22 protein-coding genes are annotated in these 22,043 nt (G+C 59.4%); 9 read left to right on the top strand and 13 right to left on the bottom strand.

Annotated features, from left to right (window positions below):
• Nucleotides 1–20 precede the first annotated feature (20 nt).
• From C6Y56_RS04615 to C6Y56_RS04570, 10 genes are all read right to left on the bottom strand, one after another.
• Nucleotides 21–3,452, bottom strand: a complete 3,432-nt coding sequence (locus tag C6Y56_RS04615) for a hypothetical protein (protein WP_169428913.1) — start codon at nucleotides 3,450–3,452, stop codon at nucleotides 21–23.
• A gap of 142 nt (nucleotides 3,453–3,594) precedes the next feature.
• On the bottom strand, nucleotides 3,595–6,147 hold the full coding sequence (locus C6Y56_RS04610) for a helix-turn-helix transcriptional regulator (RefSeq protein WP_169428912.1): 2,553 nt from the start codon (nucleotides 6,145–6,147) through the stop codon (nucleotides 3,595–3,597).
• 139 nt (nucleotides 6,148–6,286) lie between these two features.
• Nucleotides 6,287–7,654: a DUF1329 domain-containing protein gene (locus tag C6Y56_RS04605; RefSeq protein ID WP_423815169.1), complete on the bottom strand. Its 1,368-nt coding sequence runs from the start codon at nucleotides 7,652–7,654 to the stop codon at nucleotides 6,287–6,289.
• 23 nt (nucleotides 7,655–7,677) lie between these two features.
• Nucleotides 7,678–9,471: a DUF1302 domain-containing protein gene (locus tag C6Y56_RS04600; protein WP_169428910.1), complete on the bottom strand. Its 1,794-nt coding sequence runs from the start codon at nucleotides 9,469–9,471 to the stop codon at nucleotides 7,678–7,680.
• Nucleotides 9,472–9,702: 231 nt separating this feature from the next.
• Nucleotides 9,703–9,942 carry a hypothetical protein gene (locus tag C6Y56_RS04595; protein WP_169428909.1) on the bottom strand — a complete coding sequence of 80 codons (240 nt, stop codon included), beginning with the start codon at nucleotides 9,940–9,942 and terminating at the stop codon, nucleotides 9,703–9,705.
• A gap of 62 nt (nucleotides 9,943–10,004) precedes the next feature.
• Nucleotides 10,005–10,916 (bottom strand): SDR family oxidoreductase, encoded by a 912-nt coding sequence (locus C6Y56_RS04590; protein ID WP_169428908.1) that lies wholly within the window; start codon nucleotides 10,914–10,916, stop codon nucleotides 10,005–10,007.
• A 152-nt stretch (nucleotides 10,917–11,068) separates the two neighbouring features.
• Complete coding sequence (locus C6Y56_RS04585; RefSeq protein WP_169428907.1) at nucleotides 11,069–11,971, bottom strand: alpha/beta fold hydrolase; 903 nt, start codon at nucleotides 11,969–11,971, stop codon at nucleotides 11,069–11,071.
• A complete protein-coding gene (locus C6Y56_RS04580) occupies nucleotides 11,971–12,753 on the bottom strand; it encodes a class II aldolase/adducin family protein (RefSeq protein ID WP_169428906.1) in 783 nt (260 codons plus the stop codon). The genes C6Y56_RS04585 and C6Y56_RS04580 overlap by 1 nt, the downstream gene beginning before the upstream one ends.
• Before the next feature lie 131 nt (nucleotides 12,754–12,884).
• On the bottom strand, nucleotides 12,885–13,571 hold the full coding sequence (locus tag C6Y56_RS04575; RefSeq protein ID WP_169428905.1) for an LrgB family protein: 687 nt from the start codon (nucleotides 13,569–13,571) through the stop codon (nucleotides 12,885–12,887).
• Entirely contained in the window at nucleotides 13,561–13,947 is a 387-nt protein-coding gene (locus tag C6Y56_RS04570; protein ID WP_169428904.1) for a CidA/LrgA family protein, read from the bottom strand. The genes C6Y56_RS04575 and C6Y56_RS04570 overlap by 11 nt, the downstream gene beginning before the upstream one ends.
• A 96-nt stretch (nucleotides 13,948–14,043) precedes the next feature.
• Here C6Y56_RS04570 and C6Y56_RS04565 point away from each other — a divergent pair, with 96 nt between their 5' ends.
• A complete protein-coding gene (locus C6Y56_RS04565; protein ID WP_169428903.1) occupies nucleotides 14,044–14,931 on the top strand; it encodes a LysR family transcriptional regulator in 888 nt (295 codons plus the stop codon).
• Here the strand turns inward: C6Y56_RS04565 and C6Y56_RS04560 are convergent.
• The gene (locus C6Y56_RS04560) at nucleotides 14,921–15,376 is read right to left on the bottom strand and encodes a flavodoxin (RefSeq protein ID WP_169428902.1); all 456 of its coding nucleotides are present in this window, start codon (nucleotides 15,374–15,376) and stop codon (nucleotides 14,921–14,923) included. The two genes, C6Y56_RS04565 and C6Y56_RS04560, sit on opposite strands and share 11 nt — an antisense overlap.
• A 153-nt stretch (nucleotides 15,377–15,529) precedes the next feature.
• Between C6Y56_RS04560 and C6Y56_RS04555 the strand changes: the two genes are divergently transcribed.
• Nucleotides 15,530–16,006 carry a PAS domain-containing protein gene (locus tag C6Y56_RS04555; protein ID WP_169428901.1) on the top strand — a complete coding sequence of 159 codons (477 nt, stop codon included), beginning with the start codon at nucleotides 15,530–15,532 and terminating at the stop codon, nucleotides 16,004–16,006.
• A gap of 54 nt (nucleotides 16,007–16,060) precedes the next feature.
• Nucleotides 16,061–16,666 carry a hypothetical protein gene (locus C6Y56_RS04550; protein WP_169428900.1) on the top strand — a complete coding sequence of 202 codons (606 nt, stop codon included), beginning with the start codon at nucleotides 16,061–16,063 and terminating at the stop codon, nucleotides 16,664–16,666.
• Between the two features lie 3 nt (nucleotides 16,667–16,669).
• Here the strand turns inward: C6Y56_RS04550 and C6Y56_RS04545 are convergent, their stop codons facing one another.
• Nucleotides 16,670–17,629 (bottom strand): MerR family transcriptional regulator, encoded by a 960-nt coding sequence (locus C6Y56_RS04545; protein WP_169428899.1) that lies wholly within the window; start codon nucleotides 17,627–17,629, stop codon nucleotides 16,670–16,672.
• 213 nt (nucleotides 17,630–17,842) lie between these two features.
• Between C6Y56_RS04545 and C6Y56_RS04540 the strand changes: the two genes are divergently transcribed.
• From C6Y56_RS04540 to C6Y56_RS04515, 6 genes are all read left to right on the top strand, one after another.
• Nucleotides 17,843–18,412 carry an antibiotic biosynthesis monooxygenase gene (locus C6Y56_RS04540; protein ID WP_169428898.1) on the top strand — a complete coding sequence of 190 codons (570 nt, stop codon included), beginning with the start codon at nucleotides 17,843–17,845 and terminating at the stop codon, nucleotides 18,410–18,412.
• A gap of 56 nt (nucleotides 18,413–18,468) precedes the next feature.
• Nucleotides 18,469–19,179 carry a dihydromonapterin reductase gene (folM, locus tag C6Y56_RS04535; RefSeq protein ID WP_169428897.1) on the top strand — a complete coding sequence of 237 codons (711 nt, stop codon included), beginning with the start codon at nucleotides 18,469–18,471 and terminating at the stop codon, nucleotides 19,177–19,179.
• Between the two features lie 22 nt (nucleotides 19,180–19,201).
• Nucleotides 19,202–19,762, top strand: a complete 561-nt coding sequence (gene folE / locus C6Y56_RS04530) for a GTP cyclohydrolase I FolE (protein ID WP_169428896.1) — start codon at nucleotides 19,202–19,204, stop codon at nucleotides 19,760–19,762.
• Nucleotides 19,763–20,134 (top strand): dihydroneopterin triphosphate 2'-epimerase, encoded by a 372-nt coding sequence (gene folX, locus C6Y56_RS04525; protein WP_007957207.1) that lies wholly within the window; start codon nucleotides 19,763–19,765, stop codon nucleotides 20,132–20,134.
• Between the two features lie 68 nt (nucleotides 20,135–20,202).
• On the top strand, nucleotides 20,203–20,499 hold the full coding sequence (locus tag C6Y56_RS04520) for a DUF1244 domain-containing protein (protein WP_169428895.1): 297 nt from the start codon (nucleotides 20,203–20,205) through the stop codon (nucleotides 20,497–20,499).
• Nucleotides 20,492–20,830, top strand: coding sequence for a HopJ type III effector protein (locus C6Y56_RS04515; RefSeq protein ID WP_169428894.1), 339 nt, complete (start codon nucleotides 20,492–20,494; stop codon nucleotides 20,828–20,830). The genes C6Y56_RS04520 and C6Y56_RS04515 overlap by 8 nt, the downstream gene beginning before the upstream one ends.
• Nucleotides 20,831–20,893: 63 nt before the next feature.
• Here the strand turns inward: C6Y56_RS04515 and trxB are convergent, their stop codons facing one another.
• Complete coding sequence (trxB, locus tag C6Y56_RS04510) at nucleotides 20,894–21,856, bottom strand: thioredoxin-disulfide reductase (RefSeq protein WP_039769336.1); 963 nt, start codon at nucleotides 21,854–21,856, stop codon at nucleotides 20,894–20,896.
• Nucleotides 21,857–22,043: the final 187 nt, after the last annotated feature.

Raw genomic sequence — 22,043 nt, 5'->3', positions numbered from 1 at the left:
CTTGAGGCTCGATCGCTTTATCAGTGCACTGTGGTCTGACTGCTGCGACTCTGATTATCCTTCATCAATTGCTCGATGATTTCGACCAGACGCTTTTCTCCCAGCGTCTGCCCCGTGGCCTTGGACATCCAGCCCACCACAGTCCTGGCATCCTTGCCCAGGTCAAACAAGGTCTTTTGAGCAGGCGTGACCTTGACCGGCTTGCCGGCTGCTGCTGCTTTTCCAAGACTCACCAGTCCGATCAGCGCGGATTTTCCATGATCAAGGGCGGCCGAGTAATTACCCAGATCATACGCTCTGGCACCGTCGTAAAGGCTCTTGAATACCTCCACGGCGGTGACGGCGACGCCGATCGGAGGAATCACCAGACTGATGATGTTGGCGGCAAAAATCACATTGTCATACACCAGACCGGCTATCACCTCATTCAGGCTTGTGGTCCGTGCATCGATGTCGCTCAGAACGCGATAGATCCTGTCGTCATGAAGCGTAGCAAAGCCCAGCATCCGCAGAGGGCCTTCCGGTTGAGGAGGAGCGACGGTGTTGACCGTGGCAACCAGATTGTCGAAGTAATCATTCACAACCTTTTGTTCTTCAATCTTCACCCGCGCGATGTAGTAATCCCGGAACGGCCCGTAGCGGAAACGAATGGAACCGACAAATTCCTCGACCGGACGGAAAGCCACATCGTCAGGCGCGTTCGGCGTGTAAAGATAGTCATAGAATTTTCCATAAATGGAAATCCGGAAAATATAGACACCTTCGACAATTCGACGGCTTTGCAAGCGGAGCTTGTAGATCCCTTCGTTTGTATTCGATGCAAACGGAGAAGCGTCATTGCCTGCAGTCTGGCTCAGGTTGTCGACCAGGCGTTGAATCCCTTTGAAAACTTCCGTGGAAAGTTGCCCGGAGAAATACTGATGACAGGCGTCGTAGTGCATCTCACAGCGGATTTTCGTGGCATGCACCGCCCGCTTGAACTCATAGCCCGGGTGTTTGCGATCCAGGTAATCGTTTCGTAAAAACCGGGTGTAGTGGTCCCCGGGACGCAAGGTTTTCGACCAACTGGAAAGATCCCTGATATCCAGTTTTTCAATCGACGGATGCCCACCCGTCACGTAGAACTTCGGATTGTCATCGATCGACCGGCCCGGCGTCGCCGGCACTTCAAAGTAACGGCCTTCAATCAGCACAGTGGTCAAATCCAGATGGAAATCGTCGGTCTGAATCATGATTTTGTCGGGATCGACCTGAACCTTCTGGCCCCGAGTCAATAACAATTCTTCAATCCGCTGCTTGACCAGATCACGGGAAAACTGCTCGAAAGTCGGATAGCCGTTCTCCCGGGAGTCCACCATCGACAATGCTTTGAGTTCAGTACTGAGGCGGGCGTATCTTTGCCGCGCCTGTGACCCGACAAAGGAGTAGGTAACCGGCGCCAACGCTCGGACACGGGCGACCTCACCCGCGTAAGCCACTTCACTATGACTGAACAACGGCTCACCGGCATTCAACGCCATGAGTCCCGGCACCGAATCCAATTCATACATGTAGTGTAACGGGGTAGCGCCTCCCCCCCTCAATACACCGACAGTGGCCAGTTCGTCAGGCGGGATCAACGATTCGGCATAAGCACGATTATCGGACAGCATGGACTCCATCCAACGATTGAACTGGTAGATGTCGGCGAATTTCACATAGTCGAACTGGCCGTCGGGCATCTTCATCAGCGCATAACGAGTTGCTGCTGTGCGCGGCGTGAACAACAGTACGTTTTGCAATACCGATGGCCGGTATTTCAGTTTCACTCCCCGTATTTCCACGGAGGGATCACCTTCCAGGGTGCGTTTGATCAACGCAACATCTGCTGCATTGAAACGTGCAGAATGTTGAGCAACGAACAGTGCAAACTCCGCCTGACTATGCAGATAGTTGAAATAAGCCTCGCGAAACTCCTGCGGAGTACTGGAAGGCAAGGATCTGCTGAATTCCACACGCAGATCCCGGTTGGCCAGCCAACCCTCCAGTTTGGCAACGGTCAACCCACTGTCCGCCGGGGCACCTTCGATACGCAGGGTCGCGCGATTGTCTGCATCATGCAGGCCGATCACGATGAACTCGGTCAGCGTGCGAATATCTTCCTGCTTGATCGTACGTCCGCCGACTTCTATCTGGTACAGGCTATGGACCTTGATTGCATCCGGGTCAAGCCGCATTCCCAAAGCGCTGTCACACCACAGACCGAAACGCTCCACGACAAAGTCGTGCAGCGAAAACAGCCGATCGGATACCTGGGCATATTCGAACTCATACCCCTCTTTCGAAGCCTCAAGGAATTCGTAAGTATTGCGTATCGACTCACCGGCCGATTTTAACCAGTCTGGCCACTCCAGGCGCTTGACCAATATGCGCAGCGCCCTGATCCGCTGGTACAGGTCAGAGTGCATCGCAAAAACCTGATGAATATTGTCCAGTTCGCGGACAAATCCCTCTTCGCGTGGCTCACCGGATCTGATTCGCGCAGCAAATTGTGCCTCCTGATCCTTGAGCCGGCTGCCCACACAGTGCGAGAACACGCTGACCGACAATGCCGGATACCTGATTGCATCGGGAGCAACAGCCAGTCGGCTGCACATTGCTGCATGCAGGTCGGCACTGCTGGAGAAATATTCAAAACCGTTGGCCGGCGTGTAAAGGAACCAGCCGTAAGCATCGCCGGATAACTTGATTTCGGAAGTTGTGTTGTTCGAATAGGGCATGACAAAAGCGGATACCATATCCCGCTCAATGCCAGACGCCTGACGGAGACTGATTTTGTAGCCCCCGGATAACTTCGCCTTCAGCAACTCGCTGGCGCGCAGAGCCTGGAAGCTTTTAAGCGAACCCGCCACTTCCGTCAAAGCCAACTCGGCCTGCAATGCTTCGGCAAAGGCAACTTCCAACAATGCCTTTTGAGTTGTCGATTCCCCGGATTCGCTGCGGGCCGGGCTGTGCCAGTATTGACGAAGTGCACTCGCCTGATCAGTTGCCACCTCCTGCAACGCCTGAATCAAAACATCCTCGACATCTGAAATTTTGATATTGTCGACTTTCAAGCGCGCATCTGTTGTACCCGGACGCAAATAGACAAAATCAAGACCCTGTACATAAGAGGTATAAGTACCGCGCCCCAGACAATCAAAAAAAACATCAAGTATCGAACCGGACGGCCTGTTCTCGACTTCATGCGGGGCATCACCGACATTGATATAAAGCCCCTCTACATCAATAGACTTTCCCCGTCGCTCGAATCGCTCCGAGAGCTTTTTCCGTAAAACATCCCTCAAGGATGGAGAACGCTCCAGCATCGCTCTCAACTCATCCCCCGCACGCTGCACATTTTCCAGCGCTACCCGACCATCCGCACTTTTCAGAACAGCACCGGCCATTAAAGTTTTAAACATCATACCCATTGGACACATCCTGTAGGTTCGTCAACGCGGAAACGGCTTCATGCCACTTCCTTTACAGGACCAACAATTACTCATTTGATTTAAAAGCGGAAGACACTGGTTATTTCAATATATCTGAACAGTAACACCCAGCCTTAATCACTCAACACAAATTCAGCAACTTTGCCCTGGCCACCGCCTGAGTTCGGCGTTCAACCCCCAACTTCCCATGTATGCGTCGAACATGAGTTTTAACCGTATGCAATGAAATGAACAACTTCTCGGCAATTTGCTGATTGGAATCGCCGGACGCAATCAACTCCAGAACTTTAAGTTCTCGCTGACTGAGGGGATTGAGCGGTGTACTTTGTTCTTCCACATGTACCGCTGTTTCAGCAACACGCCAGTGCGAGGGAATCTCCGTGCATCGGGCGTATAGCTCGGCCAACATTTGCTGCAGGTTGCAACGCTTGATGATCTGGCAGCCCTGTTCGAAGAACTTTCTGGCCTGTGCCGGCTCGCCGAGGACCAGCGCCACTTCGGTCAGCGTCAACAGCAACTCGGCCTCCAGTCTGGTCAGACCGCGAGCCTGAGCCGACGCCAGCAAGGTACCCAGCCGAATCAGAGGCGCTTGCATTTGATCCAATCGGGTCTCGGCCAGAACCAGCAGACATTCGATACGTGGAATCAGCTCCAGCGTCGCCGGCGGTGCCTGCCGAGCACGTGGGCCACGATAATGTCTGAGCACCCGGCTCAACGCCTCGTGAGCCAGTTCGGGTCGCCCTTGTTGCAACCAGAATTGGCTGCTGACCTGCAACAGGACACCGCGATAAACCGTGTCCGGAATCTGTCGCTGTTGCATCAATCGTTCGGCGTCCCGCAGTCGCATGAAGGCTTGAGCGTAATCCCCCTGATTGGCGGCCAGTTGCGCCTGTCCGATAAAGCCGTAAAGCACGCGCTTGTCAAAGCTTCGCAGGCAGTCGTCGAGCCCTTGTTGAAAGAGCTCGGCCGCCCGCCCCTGTTGCCCCATGCTCAGTGCCAGCTGCCCCCGGCGCAGGGCGATACGCCCCAGCAGCGGCGTCGGTCGCTCGACGGACGAAGCGAGCATTTCGCAAAGATTGGCCAGCAATGCTTCGGCGCGAGCCGACGCCCCTCGCTGTTCCAGCAATTGGGCGTGATCAAGTTCCAGCAACGCCTCGAACAGCAATGAGCCCTCTGCCCGGGCCAGACACAGCGCTTCACGATTGATCGAATGCGCCAACTCCAGCTCACCGCACAGCAACGCCTGTTGTGTACGTCCCGAGAGGCACAGCAGACGCGCAGTCCAGGCCTTCGGCGACAGATCGCTCAAGGCTTGTTCAAAGTGATCACGCGCCTCCTCCATCCGCCCTTGAAGATGCAACAGCCAGCCTTGCTGAGCCTGCCAGCGCGCGATCAATTGCCGTTGCTGGCCAGCCGACGGTGGCGGCAAAAAACGCGACAGTTGCCCGATGCAATCCGCCGCCTGCGCAAATCGTCCGGCGAACAACAGCGCTGCCGTGATCAACCCGACCAGCTGTGCCGAACTGAGCAACAGCTCCTCGCCGCGTTGTTCATAGAGACGCAGTAACAGCACGACGGTCTGCTCCTCGAACAGATGCTCGAAACTGAAGTGTTGCAACAGGCTCACCGCGACCTCGTACTCCTCGGCCAGCAACGCCTGCTCAAAGGCGCATTTCCAATGCTGTCCGGCGGCAAACCACTGACAGGCCCGGCGATGCCAGGAGCGTCCGGCCGGCCAGGGTTCATCACGCATCAAGCGCGACAGTGGAGCACATACCTGCAACCAGTCCGGAGATTGATGCCAGGGTTCGATGAAACACCCGAGGGTTTGCAGACTGCGCATCCATTGCGCCCCGTCCCCGGCACCGAACAGGTGATCGCACAGGCTGGCATTGAAGCGCGGCAAATGCGCCAGCACCCGCCAGGCTTCGGCCAGTTCCGGACTCAGGCTGCTGAACAGTTCGTGTTGCAGGTAGTCCAGCAAAGTGTCCATGCGCTGCTGCGGCCAGGTCTTTTGCGACCAGTCGCATTTTTGCATCATCAGCATCCGCACTCCGGCGCACCAGCCTGCGCTGCGCTGATGAATACGAGCAGCCACGCTGTCGGCCTGGGCTGGCGGCAAGTGATGCAACACTTGGGCGATCTCGCTCTGGGTCAACGCCAGCGTTGCGCCTTCACATTCGTACAGTGCGTCATCAAGCAGCAGGCGCGGCCAGTTGCAGGGTGGACGGCGCCGCGTACCGATCCACCACGTCAGGGCAGGACTGCTGACCGCCAGCAGCCGGTCGAGCAATGCGTCCAGCGCCGGCTGCGGATTGCGGCAGTAATCGTCGATAAACACCCAGGTTGCAGAGGACCGCCGTGCCACCTCATGAAGCAGCGACGCTTCATCCGCGACCGCCAGCCCGATCGCGCGCCCGAGCCGCTCGCAGAACTCACCGACGTTCAGAGAGGCACCTGCCATCGGTAACCAGCAGACCGTGCAATTGACCGGCGCCTGCAGCAGGCATTCGGTGAGCAGCGCAGTCTTGCCACTGCCGGGAGGCGCGCAGATCAATCGGACCCGGGCCATTGACTCGAGCAACACCTCGCAAAGGCGCGGACGCGGCAAATGATGGGGAGACAGTCTCGGGAAAAAATCCGGTCGATCCAGACAGGGGGTCATGGCGGTCATCGGCTGCGCCTTTTTATCGTTGTACGCTCACCCTAGCCCTCTCCCCGACGCTTGTTGACGAGTATTCAGTACGTTGATTGCGACCCATAAAAAAGGCGACCGCACGGTCGCCTTTTGTCTTGCCGGTGCATCGAAAACCCTAGCGCACGCCCTCGGCACGCAGGGCTGAAGGCGTGAAATCGGCGACCTTGGCTTCGAAGCCGAATTCGAAGCTGTGCTTCTCCTCGTTTTTCATTCCGAGGGCGATGTAGCGACCGGCGATGATGTCGTAGAGCGCTTCCAGCGTGTAGGCCTGAGTCTGGTGATCGTAGTAGTACTGGGCATGCCCTTCGGCGACCCGCCACAGCTGCCCGCGACCGTCGTAGTGATCGGCCAGCGCCACTTGCCAGCTGTCCTCGTCGAGGTACATGTGGCGCTTGGCGTAGATGTGCCGTTCGCTCGGCTTGACCGTGCCGATCACCTCCCAGACCCGGTGCAATTCATAACGGGTCAGATCCTGATTGATGTGCCCGGCCTTGACGATGTCGTCGTACTTGAGCTTCGGCGAATCGAGCTTGTAGCTGTTGTACGGAATGTACATTTCCTTTTTGCCGATCAGCTTCCAGTCATAACGGTCCGGTGCGCCGGAGAACATGTCGAAGTTATCCGAAGTCCGCAGGCCATCGGCGGCGGTACCAGGTCCGTCATACGCCACTTGAGGCGCACGGCGAACCCGACGCTGGCCGGCGTTGTAAATCCACGCCAGACGCGGTTCCTTCACCTGGTCGAGGGTTTCGTGCACCAGCAGCACGTTGCCGGCCAGACGTGCGGGGGCGGTCACCGACTGTTTGAAGAAGGTCAGTACGTTGGCCGCCTGCTGCGGGTCCAGGTCCTTCATCAACTGCGGCACGGCGATCTCTTCCTCGAAGCGGATCGGCGTGTAGCTGCCATTGGTCTGCGGTGTCACCTGAGTGATGATCCGTCGCAGATTGCCACCGTGATAACGCGTGATGTGGTTCCACAACACCTCGACGCCGTTCTTCGGAATCGGGAAGGCGTAGTAGCGATTGCCGGTGAAATTGGCCAGGCCGTTGCCGTCATTGATCGTGGTGACGTTCAACGCGCTGCGCTTGGCCGATTCGTAGATTTCCGGTGGAACGGCGACGGTGCGGTGTGTGGGGTAGACCGGAATTTTGTAGGTTTGCGGATAGCGTTTGAACATCGCCACCTGTCCCTCGGACAGCTTGTCCTTGTACTGATCGACGTTGGCGGCGGTGATGGTGAACAGCGGCTTTTCATTGGCGAACGGGTCAGCCAGAAAGCCCTTGCTGTCCACCGCCCCGGCATTCTTCGGAATGCCGCCGGTCCAGGCCGGAATCGAGCCATCGGCGTTACCGGCCTTCTCGGCGCCGAGTGGCGTCAGGCTGGTGCCGAGCTTGTCGGCCTCTTGCGGCGACACCGCCGCAATCACGTTGGCAGCCAGCAGGCTCAGGGCCAGGACACCGCATTGCAGAATCATCTTGCGCATGGATTTCATCCTTCTCGGGCAGATCAGAAGTTCACGCCGAAGCTCAGGGCCACGAAGTCACGGTCAGTGAGAACGTTGTAATCGCCGCCAAAAAAATCGGTGTAACTGAGGCTGGCGGTGTAGGTGTTGCGGTAGTCGGCATCGACGCCGACGCTGATGGCCTTGGCGCCTTCGTTGAACAAACCGTTGGGCCCGTAACCGGAGACGTCGTGGGACCAGGACAGGTTGGGCTTGAGGTTGATCCCGCCGATCACGTTGGCGTAGTCGAGGATGGCCCGGGCGCGATAGCCCCACGAAGTCGAAGTAACGAAGCCGCCGGTGTCACCACCGAAACCGTACTGGCCGTACACCGAGTCGCGGCCGTAACGCAGCTTGCTGCGCGACTCCAGTCCGCCGACCCGCACCACCGCAGCCTCGCCGACCACGGTCAGGCGTTCGGCGCCCAGCACCTGATCGAAGAAGTGCGTGAGGGTGCTCTGCAGTTGCGTCACTTCCTTGCGCCGATAGCCTTTGTTGTCGGCGCCTGGCGACGTGGTCAGCGGCGACGCCGCGCCGCCGGCGATCGGATTGAGCAAGGCCAGGGTCAGGTCGTTGGTGTTGACCTGCACCGGAGCATTGGGCCGGTAGCTGAGTTCGCCGGTCCACGCGGTGCCGGTGGGCAGTGTGGTGGCGAAACTCGCGCCATACAGACGGATGTCTTCCGGGTATTCGAGGTAGTACTGACCGCGCCCGAGCATCACGCTTTGCGCCAGCCCGGACCCGCTGCCGGGTGCAAGGCGATTGGCGGTACTGACCATCCCCGGGAGTGCCGCCAGGGTCGACAACCCGGCTGTGGTGGTGCCGACCGTGGGCGTACGGCTGTGGTAATTGATGAAGTACAGGCCATATTCGGTATCGTCGCCGAGCCAGCGCAACGCCGTACCCCATTGCCCGGAATCCCGCGCATCTCGGTCACCGCCACGGGGCACGACCACGCCTTCGCGAGTGACCTGGATGGGTTGCCCGAAGGCAGCGGCCAACGGCGCCAGCGGTGCAATCGCGGGACTGCCGACGGTGTAACCGTTGTTGCAACCGTCCGCCGCCACGTCGACACCGAAGAAGGTGCCGCAGTTGTCGAGAACGGTCTGGTCCCATTCCAGTTGATAGAAGCCCTCGACCGAGAGTTTGTCCGTCAGGCTTTGGGAGCCGAACAGCATGTTCACCGGAATCAGGCCTTCCTTGATCTCCGCGCCGGGCCGGCGAAATGCCGAGACGTCGATCGGGTTGATGCTGTTGATCGAGTTGCCGATGAAGGTGCTTTCGCCCCAGCTCACCACCTGCTTGCCGGCGCGCACGGTGCCCGGCAGATCGGCGATGGAGTAGTTGTGATAGACGAACGCATCGAGAATCTGCCCGCCGGAAGACTTGGCGCCCTCCTTGCGGCCCTTGTCGCTGATGGGTTTGAACTCGCGGTCTTCGTCCTTGAGTTCGAAGTCGTACCAGTATTTGCCGCGCACGAACACACCGGTGTCACCGTACTTGAGTTCAAGGTCGTGAATGCCTTTGAAGATCTTGGAAAAGGTCTCGCCCTTCTTGAAGTTCAAGCGCCCGTCATCACCGGTCGAAGACTGGCCCTTACCGCCATTGACCGTGCCGACCAGCGACTTGTCCGCATCACGCATGCCCCAGCTCGCGCCGACCGAGAGTGATGAGTCGAACGTGCCTTCGATTTCGCCGATGTTGAAATCGACCGCATGGGCCTGGGCGCAACAGCCCAAGGCGACCGCAGCCGCCAGTGCCTGCGGTTTGAAGATGGCGCGCATTGTTGTTTTTGTCATGCGTCTTCCCCGGTGAGTGACAGAAGGCCTCACCCTACTGCCGCCACACGGGGACGATAAGCGCACCAAGGAGGTATTCGCGCTGTCGCTCGAAAGGATGAATCGCCGCCTGCAGCAAGGCTTTGCGCCGCCCATGAGCCGGCTGGATGACCTGCGATCAATGGAACGCATGATGGCGCCACTGCACCCGCACACTGTTACATGCCCGGTAACAGTGCATGTCCGGAATCGCTATTTTTCCTTGGGCCCCGGACGCTTATTCTGAGCGGGCTTTAACGGCACGGCGCCGCGAAGCACGAAGTCCACGACCGAGTCGTCGGCAACCGATTTCTGATGGATTGAAGCGTTTTTCGCTCCATCGCCCAGGTGTTCACTGACGTTGATTTGTAGCTCCTTGATCCAACGTCTTACCTTGGCCGCTGCGTTTGCAGCGGCCTTTTTTATGGGCGGTGTTTTTTGCAGGAACGCCAAGGCGGGGATATTCGGCGGGAACGGCAGGACTCGGACGAGTCCTGCCAGACGACTCAAAGGCGTCAGAGCGAATGTTTCTGCAGATTCGCCATCATTTCTTTCAGCGCTTCGATATTGTCCTTCGGATGCGCCGCCCCTTCGAAATCACAAATCTGCTGCCAGTGCGCCGCGACATCTTCCGGTGAAAACCCCACCCGTGGATCGAACCCGGCGCCCAGACTGCGCTCCCAGCGCACCTTGCCCATCCAGCCGCCGCCGACTTCGAACAGGCCCGAGGTTTCCTGGCATTGCTCGCTGGCCAGATACACCACCAGCGGGCTGACCAGTTCCGGTTTGAGTTGCTCGAACACTTGCGGCGGGATCAGGCCTTCGGTCATGCGCGTGCCGCCGGTGGGAGCGATGGCGTTGACCAGGATGTTGTTCTTGCGACCTTCGATGGCCAGGGTGCGGGTCAGGCCGTAAAGACCGAGTTTGGCCATGCCGTAGTTGGACTGGCCGAAGTTGCCGTAGATGCCCGAGGTCGATGCGGTGAAGATCACTCGCCCGTAGTTTTGCTCACGCAGGTGCGGCCATGCGGCGCGCGTCACCTTGTAGGCGCCTTCGACGTGGACGCGATAGACCAGATCCCAGTCGGCGTCTTCCATTTTGTGGAAGGTCTTGTCGCGCAGGATCCCGGCGTTGTTGACCACCACATCGACGCGGCCGAACACATCGAGAGCGTTCTGCACCAGTTTGTCGCCGTCGGTCACCGAGTCATGGTTGGCTTCGGCAATGCCGCCGGCCTCGCGAATTTCCGCCACCACGCGGTCGGCGGCCGAAGCGTTGGCGCCTTCGCCCTGGGTCGAGCCGCCAAGGTCGTTGACCAGCACCCTGGCGCCCTGCTTGGCGAACAGCAAGGCATGAGCGCGCCCCAGGCCACCACCGGCTCCGGTGACGATCACGACTTTATCTTCGAAACGCACAGACTCATTCATCGGGGCAACTCCAGCAGGCCTGAGGGACAGTGTCCCCGAGTGTCAGGCACGACGCGCTCGGTCACAACGAACACGGCTGGGGCTGAATGGTGCGCGATAAGGCTGGGGGATGATGAAAACGTGCCGAGGCGCCAGGCGCCTGCGGCACTCACTCAAGAGCACGCCACCTTGCGCGGCGGCAACACGAAGTGATCGCGAAATTCGAGGTAGTGCTTGAGCACCTGCACCGGCGCTTCACTTTGCGGGTAATGACCGATGCCGGGCAACAGCACGGTGTCCGCGTCGGGTATCAACTCGCAATAACGCTCGACCATGTGCGCGCCGGAGATCGGATCGACCTCGCCATCGATCACCCGCAACGGCACCTCGCCGCGCTGCATCGCCGCGACCCAACGATCACGCTGCACCCTGCGTTCGGGAATGTAGGTGATCAGCTTGTGCATGATTCGCGGCCCGCGGTTGCACTCGATCAGGCTCCAGAAATCATCCATTTCACTTTCACTGGGCCGGGTGTCCGGACCGAAGATCTGCCGGAAGCTTTTCACCAGCGCATCGCGGGTAAACGCGCGGCCGATCATCCAGCCCAACGGGCTGAGCAACAGTTTTTGCGCCAGCAGTGGCCGATGGGTTTCCGGGAACAGCCCGCCATTGAGGAACACGCAACTGGCGACGTCGATCTTCTCTTCGTAATGCCGGGCCAGCAGCTCCTGGGCAACGCTGTCGCCGTAATCGTGGGCCAGAATGTGCACCGGTTGTTCGACCTGCAGATGCGCCAGCAAGGCCTGTTGCAGATCGGCCTGCTCCAGCAGGCTGTAGGTGTGGTTCAGCGGTTTGGCCGAGTCGCCGAAGCCGAGCATGTCGCAGGCGATTACCCGAAAGCGCTGGGCCAGCGGCTGCCACAGGTAATGCCAGTCCCAACTGGCCGTCGGAAAGCCATGGATCAACAGCAGGGGTTCGCCCTGCCCGGCCGTCCAGTAGCGGATCGGCTGACCATGGAAGACAAACGTCTGGCCGCGTTTGCGCCAGACACTCAGAGGGATCTCGGCGAGAGGCATTAGAGTCTATACCCCGGGTCTTGTTTATCGAGTTTGCGCAGCAGCGCCGGCCAGGCCAGCGCGCCACCCATGCCTTGAGCACTTTTGGTGACGCCGGCGATCATCGCCTTGGCGCCTGCCAGTATCTGCGGTTCGATGGCGATCAGTTCGGCACCGCCGGTCTGCGCCATGACCTGGATGTCGCAGGCGCGCTGAAAGGTGAACATCATCAGGAACGTGTCGGCGATGGTGCCGCCACAGGTCAGCAGACCGTGGTTGTGCAACATCAGAAAATTGCAGTCACCAAGATCGGCCTGCAACCGCGCTTTCTCTTCATGATTCAGGGCCACACCTTCATACGCATGAAAGGCCAGGCTCGAGAGCACGAACAACGATTGCTGACTGATCGGCAACACGCCCTGCTTCTGCGCCGACACCGCGACACCGGAGGCGGTGTGGGTATGCAGCACGCAGGCTACGTCGTGCCGCACTTCGTGCACGGCGCTGTGGATGGTGTAGCCGGCGGGATTGATTTCGTAAGGGCTGTCCATGAGTTTGTTGCCGGCCTGGTCGACCTTCACCAGGCTCGAGGCCGTGATCTCATGGAACATCATTCCGAACGGGTTGATCAGGAAATCTTCGGTGCCGGGCACCTTGGCGGAAATGTGGGTGAAGATCAAATCGTCCCAGCCATGCAGGGCGACCAGTCGATAGCAGGCGGCCAGATCGACCCGGGTCTGCCACTCCGCGGCACTGACCTGGTCTTTGACACTCAAGGAAGAAGAGACGGGGGCTACGCTCACTGTATGCACCTCTGTTTTTGTTTTTTTCGGCAGGTGTCAGCAGTCTAGTCAGCCCCGGGGTTTCGCGTAGTTGCATTGGCAGCCAGCTTGATGACTGTGCGAGTCAGCGGCGCAAACCGCTTGGATCCATGTCAAAGCAACGACGCCAACAATGGGGCGGCGAACAGATTGAGCAGTCCGGTGAGCACCATGACCAGCCCTGCAACCGAGCCTTCTTCGCCACCCACTTCATGGGCGCGACTGACGCCCGCGCCATGGGCGCCGACACCAAACAACGCGCCACGTGCCAGGGCGCTGCGCAGTGGCAGCCATTTGAGCAGCACCCCGCCCAGCATCGCGCCGAACACCCCGGTGACCATCACGAACACCGCTGTCAGCTCGGGTACGCCACCCAGGTCCTGCGCCAGCGGCATGGCAAACGGCGTGGTGATCGAGCGCGGCACCAGCGACAGCGTCACCGAGCTGTCCAGCGCCAAAGCTCTGGCCAGACCGAACGAGGTGGCAATCGATGCAACACTGCCGGCCAGCATGCCCAGCAGCAACGCCGACCAGTGCCGGACCAGCAACCGTCGCTGTTGCCAGATCGGCACTGCAAACGCGACGGTGACCGGGCCGAGTACCAGCATCAGCCAGTGGGTGTTGCTGGAGTACTCGGCATAAGCCGTGTGCATCGGCACTGCGAGCGCCAACAGCAAGGCGGGGACCAGAATCAGCGGCGACAGCACGTAACGCCCGGTACGGCGATACAGCCAGCGACTGAGCAGGTAGGCCAGCAAGGTGAACGCCAGCCAGAACATCGGCATCAGTTCAAGCTTCATGGGACCGCCTCAGGCGCACGGCCAGTTCAACGGTGAACGCCGTCACCAGCATCACCATCAGCGTGCTCGCCGCGATCACCAGCAGAATCCGCCAGCCGTCATCACGCAGCAAGGCGCCGTAATCCAGCAGGCTCATCAGCGCCGGAATGAAGAACAGCAGCATCTCGGCCATCAACAGTCCTGCGCCCATTTGCAGCGCCGCCGGCTTGATCCAGCCGAACGCAAAAGCCAACAGCAGCAACGCCATGCCGATCACGCCGCCGGGGATCGGCCATGCCAGCCATGCGGCCAACTGGCAGCCGAGCAGATAGAGACCCAGTAGCATGGCCAGTTCGGCCAGCAGGCGAGAGAGATATTTGAGGGTCGTGGCTTTCATAGGTGGGCTCCTTGTCAGGTGCCTATTTTACGAACCCGACTGCCATCTCCGAAGCGAATTGTTAGACTCAAAGCCATTCCAATCAGGAATCAGGCCATGGAATTCAAACAGCTCAAAAGCTTCGTCGAAGTCATGCATCAGGGCGGTTTCACCCAAGCCGCGAAAACTTTGCACATCAGTCAGTCCGCCGTGAGCAAGCAGATCGCCCAGCTCGAACAGAGCCTCGGCACGCCGCTGCTCGATCGCCTGGGCTCGCAGATACGCCTGACCGCCGCCGGCAGTGTGGTGCTGCAACGGGCCGAAGGCATGCTGCGCCTGCGTGATGAATTGCTCACGGAACTGGACGATCTCAGCCATCTGGCACGTGGCGAGTTGCGTCTGGGTTTGCCCTTGCTGGGCAGCGATGCGTTGTTTGCCGGGTTGTTCGCCGAGTACCGACGGCGATACCCGAACATCAGCGTGCAGTTGCTTGAAGGCGGCAGCCGTAATATCGAACAGGCGGTGCTCAGTGGGGAGCTGGAGTTGGGTGGCAGCCTGCTGCCGAAAGATCCGCAGTTCGACTTTCAGCCGTTCTGTGATGAACCGCTGGATGCGCTGCTTCCGGTGGATCACCCGCTGGCGGCAAAAGGCGAAATCGGTCTGGAGGAACTGGCCGATACCCCGTTCCTTTTATATCAGCGCAGTTTCGTGCTCAACGATCGTTTGCTTCAGGCGTGCCAGCAGATGGGCTTCACTCCGAAAGAAGGTGGCCGCAGCGGTCAGGCGGATTTTCTCGCGGCACTGGTTGCCGCCGGGCAAGGCGTGGTGCTGCTGCCCCGCGTGGTGGCCCGCGGTCTGGTGCGGCCAGGCGTGGTGCGCCTGACCTTGAACGCGCCGGACTATTTGCGCTGGGACATCGCCTTCATCTGGCGCCGGGGCGCCTATCTGTCGAAGGCTGCGCAGGCCTGGCTCGCACTGTTGCGCGAGCGTGGGATCAGCCCTTGAGGGTGGCGATCAACTGTTCCAGCCAAGGCTCGGCGTCGGTTTCCGGAGTGACGCTTTCACTGGCGTCGATGCGCAGCATGTCCTGCACTTCCCGTACGCCCAGTTCGCCGAACAATTCACGCATCTGCTCACCGCCGCCGCAAAAGGTGTCGCCGTAACTGGCGTCACCCAAGGCGATCACTGCGCCAGGCAGACCACGCCAGGCAGCGGGCAACTGATCACGGAGGGTCGAGTACAGGGGTTGCAGGTTGTCCGGCAACTCGCCCATGCCCGTAGTCGAAGTCACGGCGAGCAAGGCGTCAGGGCCAAAGGCCTGGAGATCGGCGAGGCTGGCGCGCGAGTTGTAGAAGGTTTCAAAACCGGCGGCTTTCAGCAGGCTTTGCGCGTGGCGAGCGACTTCTTCGGCCGTGCCGTACACCGAGCCGGAGAGGATGGCGACTTTCATCAATCTGATCCTGAAACTGAAAAAAAGAGCGGCGATAGTAACAGCCGCCGCTGCAATGTTGCGATTGGCTCTCGATACGCATTGATGGCCTGTAGACAGCGCCGATTGATCTTCTAGAATGCCAGACACCGACAACCTTGACGGGATTCAAAGATGATCAATGCCAGCCTCCTGCAAATGGTGATCAATGCGTCGAACGACGGAATTGTGGTGGCCGAGCGAGAAGGCAAGGAAGACAACATCCTGATTTACGTGAACCCGGCTTTCGAGCGCCTGACGGGCTACACCAGCGAGGAAATCCTCTATCAGGATTGCCGTTTTCTGCAGGCCGGAGACCGGGACCAGGAAAATCTGTCGCTGATTCGCGAAGCTTTGCACAGCAACGGTTCGTGTCGGGAAATCATTCGTAACTATCGCAAGGACGGCACACCGTTCTGGAACGAACTGTCGCTGTCGACGGTAAAAAACGCTGATGACGGACAGACATACTTTGTTGGCGTGCAGAAGGATGTCACCGTTCAGGTAAAGGCGCAGCAGCGGGTTGCACAGCTGGAGGCCCAGGTCACGGCACTCGAAGCCGAGCTTGCCGCCCTGAAAGCGACGAACGGCGCAAACAAAACTGCGAACTAAGTGTCAGTAACTACAATCACCAATGACTTTGTAATTATTTATTTCGAGCTAGCCATGCAACGCGACGCCCTCCTGACCCAGGATGAGCTGGATTTCATCCAGACCATGCAACACAACCCGCAACTCAATGTGCGGGATGCGACGTCGAGCCTGTTGGTCAATGGTGGTTCGCAGATCCGTGACCTGCTCACGCGACTGGCGGCCCACGAACAGATCACCATCCAGGCCAGTTTCGAAAACCAGCAGATGACTTTTCCGTTGCATCTGGTGGAAGACGAATTCCACGCGCTGCATCTGCGTCTGGGCGTACCAAGCATCTATGAAGACGGGCCGATGGTGCGCCCGTGGCGTCTGACCCTGGAAGAACCGGTAGCCCTGGAGAATGCCAAAGGGCAACCGGGCATGTTGTGGGTTCACGAGGTTTCGCACAAAGGCGTATTGCTGGAAATGCGCAACAAGACCAAACCGCCCCGGCATTTTGCCCTGTGGTTCAGCCCTTCAGGCTATGAGCGGATTTCCCTGCGCGGCACTTTCGAACGGGAAACCGAAAGCGGTTTCTTCGCCTACGATTTGAGCCAGAGTGATGCCGACGAAACCGAACGTCTGCGCCAGTTCATCCTGCAACAGCATCGTCTTACCCACCCTGCCCTGCACGCCTGAGTCTCAGGTATCCAGCGTGCCTGCGAGGAACTGATTCATGCGCTGACGCATGGTCGATCCTTCATTGCCCAGACAGCCCACCGATGATCCGGCCAGGCTGTCCTGCGCCAGATCGGCGGCATCGCCCGCCAGCATCAACTGACAATCAAGACTCAAGGCCAGACGATTCAGACGTCGTGGCAGCTCTGCGGTCGGCGCGTGATTGGAAAACAGCACCAGCGCCTCGGGCCTGGTCTTTTCGCACACCAGCGTCAGCTCATCGAACGGCTGGCCGGTGGTGAGCACTCGAACACCTGCGTCATTGCCGCTGAGAAACAGCGCCGCCACCAGCAATTCAAGCTCACGACACTGACCGGCCAGCGCGCTGACGATCACTTTGCGCGGTTGCGAGCCGCGCAACACAACGATGCGCTGCAGCACCTTCGCTCTCAGAAAACCATCGAAGAACAGCCACTCACTGGTCTGCCCGAATGCGTCCTGACGCTGAAGCATTTGCAGCCACAGCGGCATCAGGATGTCCTGAAATACCACGGGCAAGGCATAGGAGGAGAAAATCTGGCCGTAGACCTGGTCGAGCAACTGATCGTCGAATGAGCTGATTGCCTGCCGAACCTGCTCCTGCCACTGAACGTAGTCCGCCTGTACCAGGTCATCGGGGATGAGATGGGACAGCACTTTCATCGGTTCGGTCTTGGCCAGGATCTTGCCGACCTTGCTCACCGCCACACCACGATCAATCCAGTCGACGATACTGCGAACACGCTCGATATCGGTCATCGAATACAACCGATGCCCACTTTCGGTGCGTGTTGGCTGGATCAAACCATAGCGCCGTTCCCATGCGCGCAACGTGACAGGGTTGACCCCGGTCAGACGCGCCACTTCACGTATCGGGAAAAGTTCTTCGCGCTCCAGCGCAACAGATAACGGCGAAGCAGGACGAACTTCTGTAATGACAGGCATTGGGGCGGACACTTCCTTGGTGGCGAAGTTGGATCCCATTCTACCCCGGATGCACCTCCCCGGTTCAACCGACGAAATGGGACGAAAGTCTCTGGTTTTGTCACGATAATCAGGAATAATCCTTGCTTGTCGAAAAGCGCAGCCCTCTACCCCGGCGCTGCGTGAGGCGAAGTTCCTACCCGGAGCGACGCAAATGCAATACGGAGATACACAATGTCTACTTCCCCCGTCACGCTGATGGTTGCACGTCGCGTCGCCGATGGCCGCTATCAGGACCTGATCGCCTGGCTGCGCGAAGGCGAACAACTGGCCACCGATTTTCCCGGCTATCTCGGGTCCGGCGTCCTGGCTCCGCCTCCCGGCGATAATGAATTCCAGATCATTTTCCGCTTTGTCGACGAACAGACTCTGCATGCCTGGGAGCATTCTGCATCGCGCACCGCGTGGCTGTCCCGTGGCAGTGATCTGTTCGCCCATCCGAAGGAACATCGGGTCAGCGGCATCGAGGGCTGGTTCGGCGCAGCAGGTATCCGCCCACCGCGCTGGAAACAGGCCGTGGCGATCTGGCTGGCGTTCTTTCCGGTGTCGCTGCTGTTCAACTTCGTACTGGGCCCGCTGCTCGGTGAAATGAGCCTGCTGCCTCGCGTGTTCGCCAGCACGCTGTGCCTGACCCCCCTGATGGTCTACTTCTTCATCCCGCTGTCGACGCGTCTGCTGGCCGGCTGGCTCAACAGCGCCCCGGCCCGTCCACTGCCTGGCGCGGCATCCACGCAAAATCGCTGAAACCATCGCTCGCGTCGCTGTTATAGTTTTTGCTCAGACTTCGACGCGAGCCGTTCATGACCACTTCCGCCGCTCCCATTCTTATCACTGGCGCCGGCCAGCGCGTCGGGCTGCATTGTGCGCAGCGTTTGCTGGAGGACGGCCACCGCGTCATCTTCACTTACCGCAACGAACGTCCGGGCGTGAAGATGCTGAGGGATCTGGGCGCCATCGCCTTGTTCGCGGACTTTTCCAGTGAAGCCTCCATCCTGGCGTTTATCGCCGAACTGAAAACCCACACCGACAGCCTGCGGGCCATCGTCCACAACGCCTCCGAATGGCTGGCGGAAAACGAGGACGGTGAAGCCGCAGCCTTCACCCGCATGTTCAACATCCACATGCTGGCGCCGTACCTGATCAATCTGCATTGCGCCAATCTGCTGCAACGTTCGAGCCCCGCCGACATCATCCACATCAGCGACGACGTCACGCGCAAGGGCAGCAGCAGACACATCGGTTACTGCGCCAGCAAGGCCGGGCTCGACAGCCTCACGCTATCCTTCGCTGCGCGCTACGCCCCATCAATCAAGGTCAACGGCATTGCCCCGGCCCTGCTATTGTTCAATCCCGATGATGACGCAGCGTACCGCGCCAAGGCGCTGGCCAAGTCCGCGCTGGGCATCGAGCCCGGCAGCGAAGTGATCTATCAGAGCCTGCGCTACCTGCTCGACAACCCCTACGTGACCGGCACCACCCTGACCGTCAACGGCGGGCGACACGTCAAGTAATACGCCCCCGCGAGGATGCTCCATGAGCCGTTCACTGCCCGAAAACTACCGCGAGATCCTGATCGGCCTCGGTGAAGATCCCGACCGCGAAGGCTTGCTCGACACACCGGTGCGCGCGGCCAAGGCCATGCAGTATCTGTGTCACGGCTATGGGCAAAGTGTCGACGAGATCGTCAATGGTGCACTGTTCGCTTCCGACAGCGACGAGATGATCATCGTCGCCGACATCGAGTTGTACTCGTTGTGCGAACATCACCTGCTGCCCTTCATCGGTAAGGCCCATGTGGCTTATATTCCGACAGGCAAGGTACTGGGACTGTCGAAGATCGCGCGTCTGGTGGACATGTTCGCCCGCCGCCTGCAGATCCAGGAAAACCTCACCCGGCAGATCGCCGAGGCGGTCCAGCAAGTCACCGATGCCGCCGGTGTCGCGGTGGTGATCGAAGCCCGGCACATGTGCATGATGATGCGCGGTGTCGAGAAACAGAATTCGACCATGAACACCTCGGTCATGCTCGGCGCCTTCCGCGAGTCGAGCAACACCCGCCAGGAGTTCCTGCAATTGATTGGACGGAGCAAGTAAATGCCACAACTTCAACCGGGAATGGCGCGCATCCGGGTCAAGGATCTGCGCCTGCGCACCTTTATCGGGATCAACGAGGACGAAATCCTCAACAAGCAGGATGTGCTGATCAATCTGACCATCCTGTACGCCGCGCAGGAAGCGGTGCGTGACAACGACATCGACCACGCGCTGAACTACCGCACCATCACCAAGGCGATCATCGCCCATGTGGAGGGCAATCGCTTCGCGCTGCTCGAACGCCTGACCCAGGAACTGCTGGATCTGGTAATGGCCAATGAATCGGTGCTCTACGCCGAGGTCGAGGTTGACAAGCCTCACGCGTTGCGTTTTGCCGAGTCGGTGTCGATCACCCTCGCCGCCAGCCGCTGAGTGCGTCTGGCGCTCCGGGCGTCAGACTTTTATCATCCGCGCCACGATTTGACTGCACAGAGCCCATCATGACCGAGCAACAACGCCTCGAACTCGAAGCCGCCGCCTTCCGCCGGCTGGTCGCCCACCTGGACAGCCGCAAGGACGTGCAGAACATCGACCTGATGAACCTTTCCGGGTTCTGTCGCAACTGCCTGTCCAAGTGGTACAAGGCTGCCGCCGACGAGCGCCAGATCGAGGTCAGCCTCGACGAAGCTCGCGAAGTGGTTTACGGCATGCCGTACGCCGAGTGGAAAGCCCAATATCAGCAAGAAGCCAGCGCCGAACAACAAGCGGCGTTCGCCAAAGGAAAACCCAATGAGTGATCTGAACACCCTGCGCACCAGCCTCAAGAGCGGCGAACACGTTTTTGCCGACACCCTGTCCTTCATCGCCGCCGGTTACGACTACCAGCCTCAGGCGTTCAACAACGGCGGTGTGGAAAACGCGGCCGGGCAGAACGAAGGCTCGTGCAAGACCCTGGGTCTGGCGCTGTTGGAAGGCCTGAGCGATGAGGAAGCGCTGCTGGCGTTCGGCGAACACTACCGCTCGGTCGTGGCAACGCCTGAAGGCAGCGATCACGGCAATATCCGCGCCTTGATCGCCCACGGTCTGGCAGGCGTGAAATTCACCGCGCAGCCGCTGACCCGCCGCTGATTTAGAGCGAATCGCAGGCATGAAAAAACCGGCCAATTGGCCGGTTTTTTCATGCCTGCGTTCTTAGAACGAAGCGTTCTGCAAACCGTCCAGGTAACGCTCGGTGTCCAGTGCCGCCATGCAGCCGGCGCCGGCCGAGGTGATGGCCTGACGGTAAACGTGGTCGGCCACGTCACCGGCAGCGAAGATGCCTTCGACGCTGGTCGCGGTGGCGTTGCCTTCACGGCCGCCCTGAACGACGAGGTAGCCGTCCTTCAGCTCCAACTGACCTTCGAACAGCGAGGTGTTCGGGGTATGGCCGATGGCGATGAACACGCCGTCGACCTTGATTTCGTCGAAGCTGCCGTCGTTGTTCTTCAGACGCGCACCGGTCACGCCCATGTTGTCGCCCAGCACTTCGTCCAGGGTCGCGTTCAGTTTCAGCTCGATCTTGCCTTCGGCCACACGGGCGTTGAGCTTGTCGATCAGGATCTTCTCGGCGCGGAAGGTTTCGCGACGGTGGATCAGGGTGACCTTGCTGGCGATGTTGGCCAGGTACAGGGCTTCTTCGACAGCGGTGTTACCGCCACCGACTACAGCTACCGGCTTGTTGCGATAGAAGAAACCGTCGCAGGTCGCGCAGGCCGAAACGCCTTTGCCCATGAACGCTTCTTCCGACGGCAGGCCCAGGTAACGAGCGCTGGCGCCAGTGGCGATGATCAGCGCGTCGCAGGTGTAGGTGCCGCTGTCGCCGGTCAGGCTGTATGGCTTGGAAGCGAAGTCCACGGCGTTGATGTGATCGAAGACGATCTCGGTTTCAAAACGCTCGGCGTGCTCGCGCATGCGCTCCATCAGCACCGGACCGGTCAGACCGTGGACGTCGCCCGGCCAGTTGTCGACTTCGGTGGTGGTGGTCAGTTGACCGCCGGCCTGCATGCCGGTGATCAGCAGCGGCTTGAGGTTGGCACGGGCAGCGTAGACAGCAGCGCTGTAACCGGCAGGGCCGGAACCGAGGATGATCACTCGCGAATGACGGACTTCAGACATGAACCTGCTCCTGTTGACCGGCCAAGACACCTGGCCGGACGCCGGACTGCCGGCGGGAATAAAAAAGGACTGTGGATAACCTTGGGGAAGGCGTGAGCTCGACAGTCCTGTAAAAAGTTGGGTGCAGCGTATCGAGGGGGGCAAGATTAAGGAAATACGGTTTAACAATCCAGCTCATAGGTGGTCT

The organism is Pseudomonas fluorescens (genome assembly GCF_012974785.1).
Lineage (GTDB): Bacteria > Pseudomonadota > Gammaproteobacteria > Pseudomonadales > Pseudomonadaceae > Aquipseudomonas > Aquipseudomonas fluorescens_BT.
Note: the sequence above shows the minus strand (reverse complement) of the source record. Positions and strands in the feature narration are given on the sequence as shown.

What these genes read in the sequence shown, in the direction of transcription:
- C6Y56_RS04590 (WP_169428908.1), bottom strand. Translation starts at nt 10,916, where the DNA reads ATGAATGAGTCTGTGCGTTTCGAAGATAAAGTCGTGATCGTCACCGGA.
- C6Y56_RS04545 (WP_169428899.1), bottom strand. Translation starts at nt 17,629, where the DNA reads ATGCCTGTCATTACAGAAGTTCGTCCTGCTTCGCCGTTATCTGTTGCG.
- C6Y56_RS04565 (WP_169428903.1), top strand. Translation starts at nt 14,044, where the DNA reads ATGGAATTCAAACAGCTCAAAAGCTTCGTCGAAGTCATGCATCAGGGC.
- C6Y56_RS04600 (WP_169428910.1), bottom strand. Translation starts at nt 9,471, where the DNA reads ATGACAAAAACAACAATGCGCGCCATCTTCAAACCGCAGGCACTGGCG.
- C6Y56_RS04515 (WP_169428894.1), top strand. Translation starts at nt 20,492, where the DNA reads ATGAGTGATCTGAACACCCTGCGCACCAGCCTCAAGAGCGGCGAACAC.
- folE (WP_169428896.1), top strand. Translation starts at nt 19,202, where the DNA reads ATGAGCCGTTCACTGCCCGAAAACTACCGCGAGATCCTGATCGGCCTC.
- C6Y56_RS04520 (WP_169428895.1), top strand. Translation starts at nt 20,203, where the DNA reads ATGACCGAGCAACAACGCCTCGAACTCGAAGCCGCCGCCTTCCGCCGG.
- C6Y56_RS04610 (WP_169428912.1), bottom strand. Translation starts at nt 6,147, where the DNA reads ATGACCGCCATGACCCCCTGTCTGGATCGACCGGATTTTTTCCCGAGA.
- C6Y56_RS04560 (WP_169428902.1), bottom strand. Translation starts at nt 15,376, where the DNA reads ATGAAAGTCGCCATCCTCTCCGGCTCGGTGTACGGCACGGCCGAAGAA.
- folM (WP_169428897.1), top strand. Translation starts at nt 18,469, where the DNA reads ATGACCACTTCCGCCGCTCCCATTCTTATCACTGGCGCCGGCCAGCGC.
- C6Y56_RS04555 (WP_169428901.1), top strand. Translation starts at nt 15,530, where the DNA reads ATGATCAATGCCAGCCTCCTGCAAATGGTGATCAATGCGTCGAACGAC.
- folX (WP_007957207.1), top strand. Translation starts at nt 19,763, where the DNA reads ATGCCACAACTTCAACCGGGAATGGCGCGCATCCGGGTCAAGGATCTG.
- C6Y56_RS04550 (WP_169428900.1), top strand. Translation starts at nt 16,061, where the DNA reads ATGCAACGCGACGCCCTCCTGACCCAGGATGAGCTGGATTTCATCCAG.
- C6Y56_RS04540 (WP_169428898.1), top strand. Translation starts at nt 17,843, where the DNA reads ATGTCTACTTCCCCCGTCACGCTGATGGTTGCACGTCGCGTCGCCGAT.
- trxB (WP_039769336.1), bottom strand. Translation starts at nt 21,856, where the DNA reads ATGTCTGAAGTCCGTCATTCGCGAGTGATCATCCTCGGTTCCGGCCCT.
- C6Y56_RS04570 (WP_169428904.1), bottom strand. Translation starts at nt 13,947, where the DNA reads ATGAAAGCCACGACCCTCAAATATCTCTCTCGCCTGCTGGCCGAACTG.
- C6Y56_RS04585 (WP_169428907.1), bottom strand. Translation starts at nt 11,971, where the DNA reads ATGCCTCTCGCCGAGATCCCTCTGAGTGTCTGGCGCAAACGCGGCCAG.
- C6Y56_RS04605 (WP_423815169.1), bottom strand. Translation starts at nt 7,654, where the DNA reads ATGCGCAAGATGATTCTGCAATGCGGTGTCCTGGCCCTGAGCCTGCTG.
- C6Y56_RS04615 (WP_169428913.1), bottom strand. Translation starts at nt 3,452, where the DNA reads ATGGGTATGATGTTTAAAACTTTAATGGCCGGTGCTGTTCTGAAAAGT.
- C6Y56_RS04575 (WP_169428905.1), bottom strand. Translation starts at nt 13,571, where the DNA reads ATGAAGCTTGAACTGATGCCGATGTTCTGGCTGGCGTTCACCTTGCTG.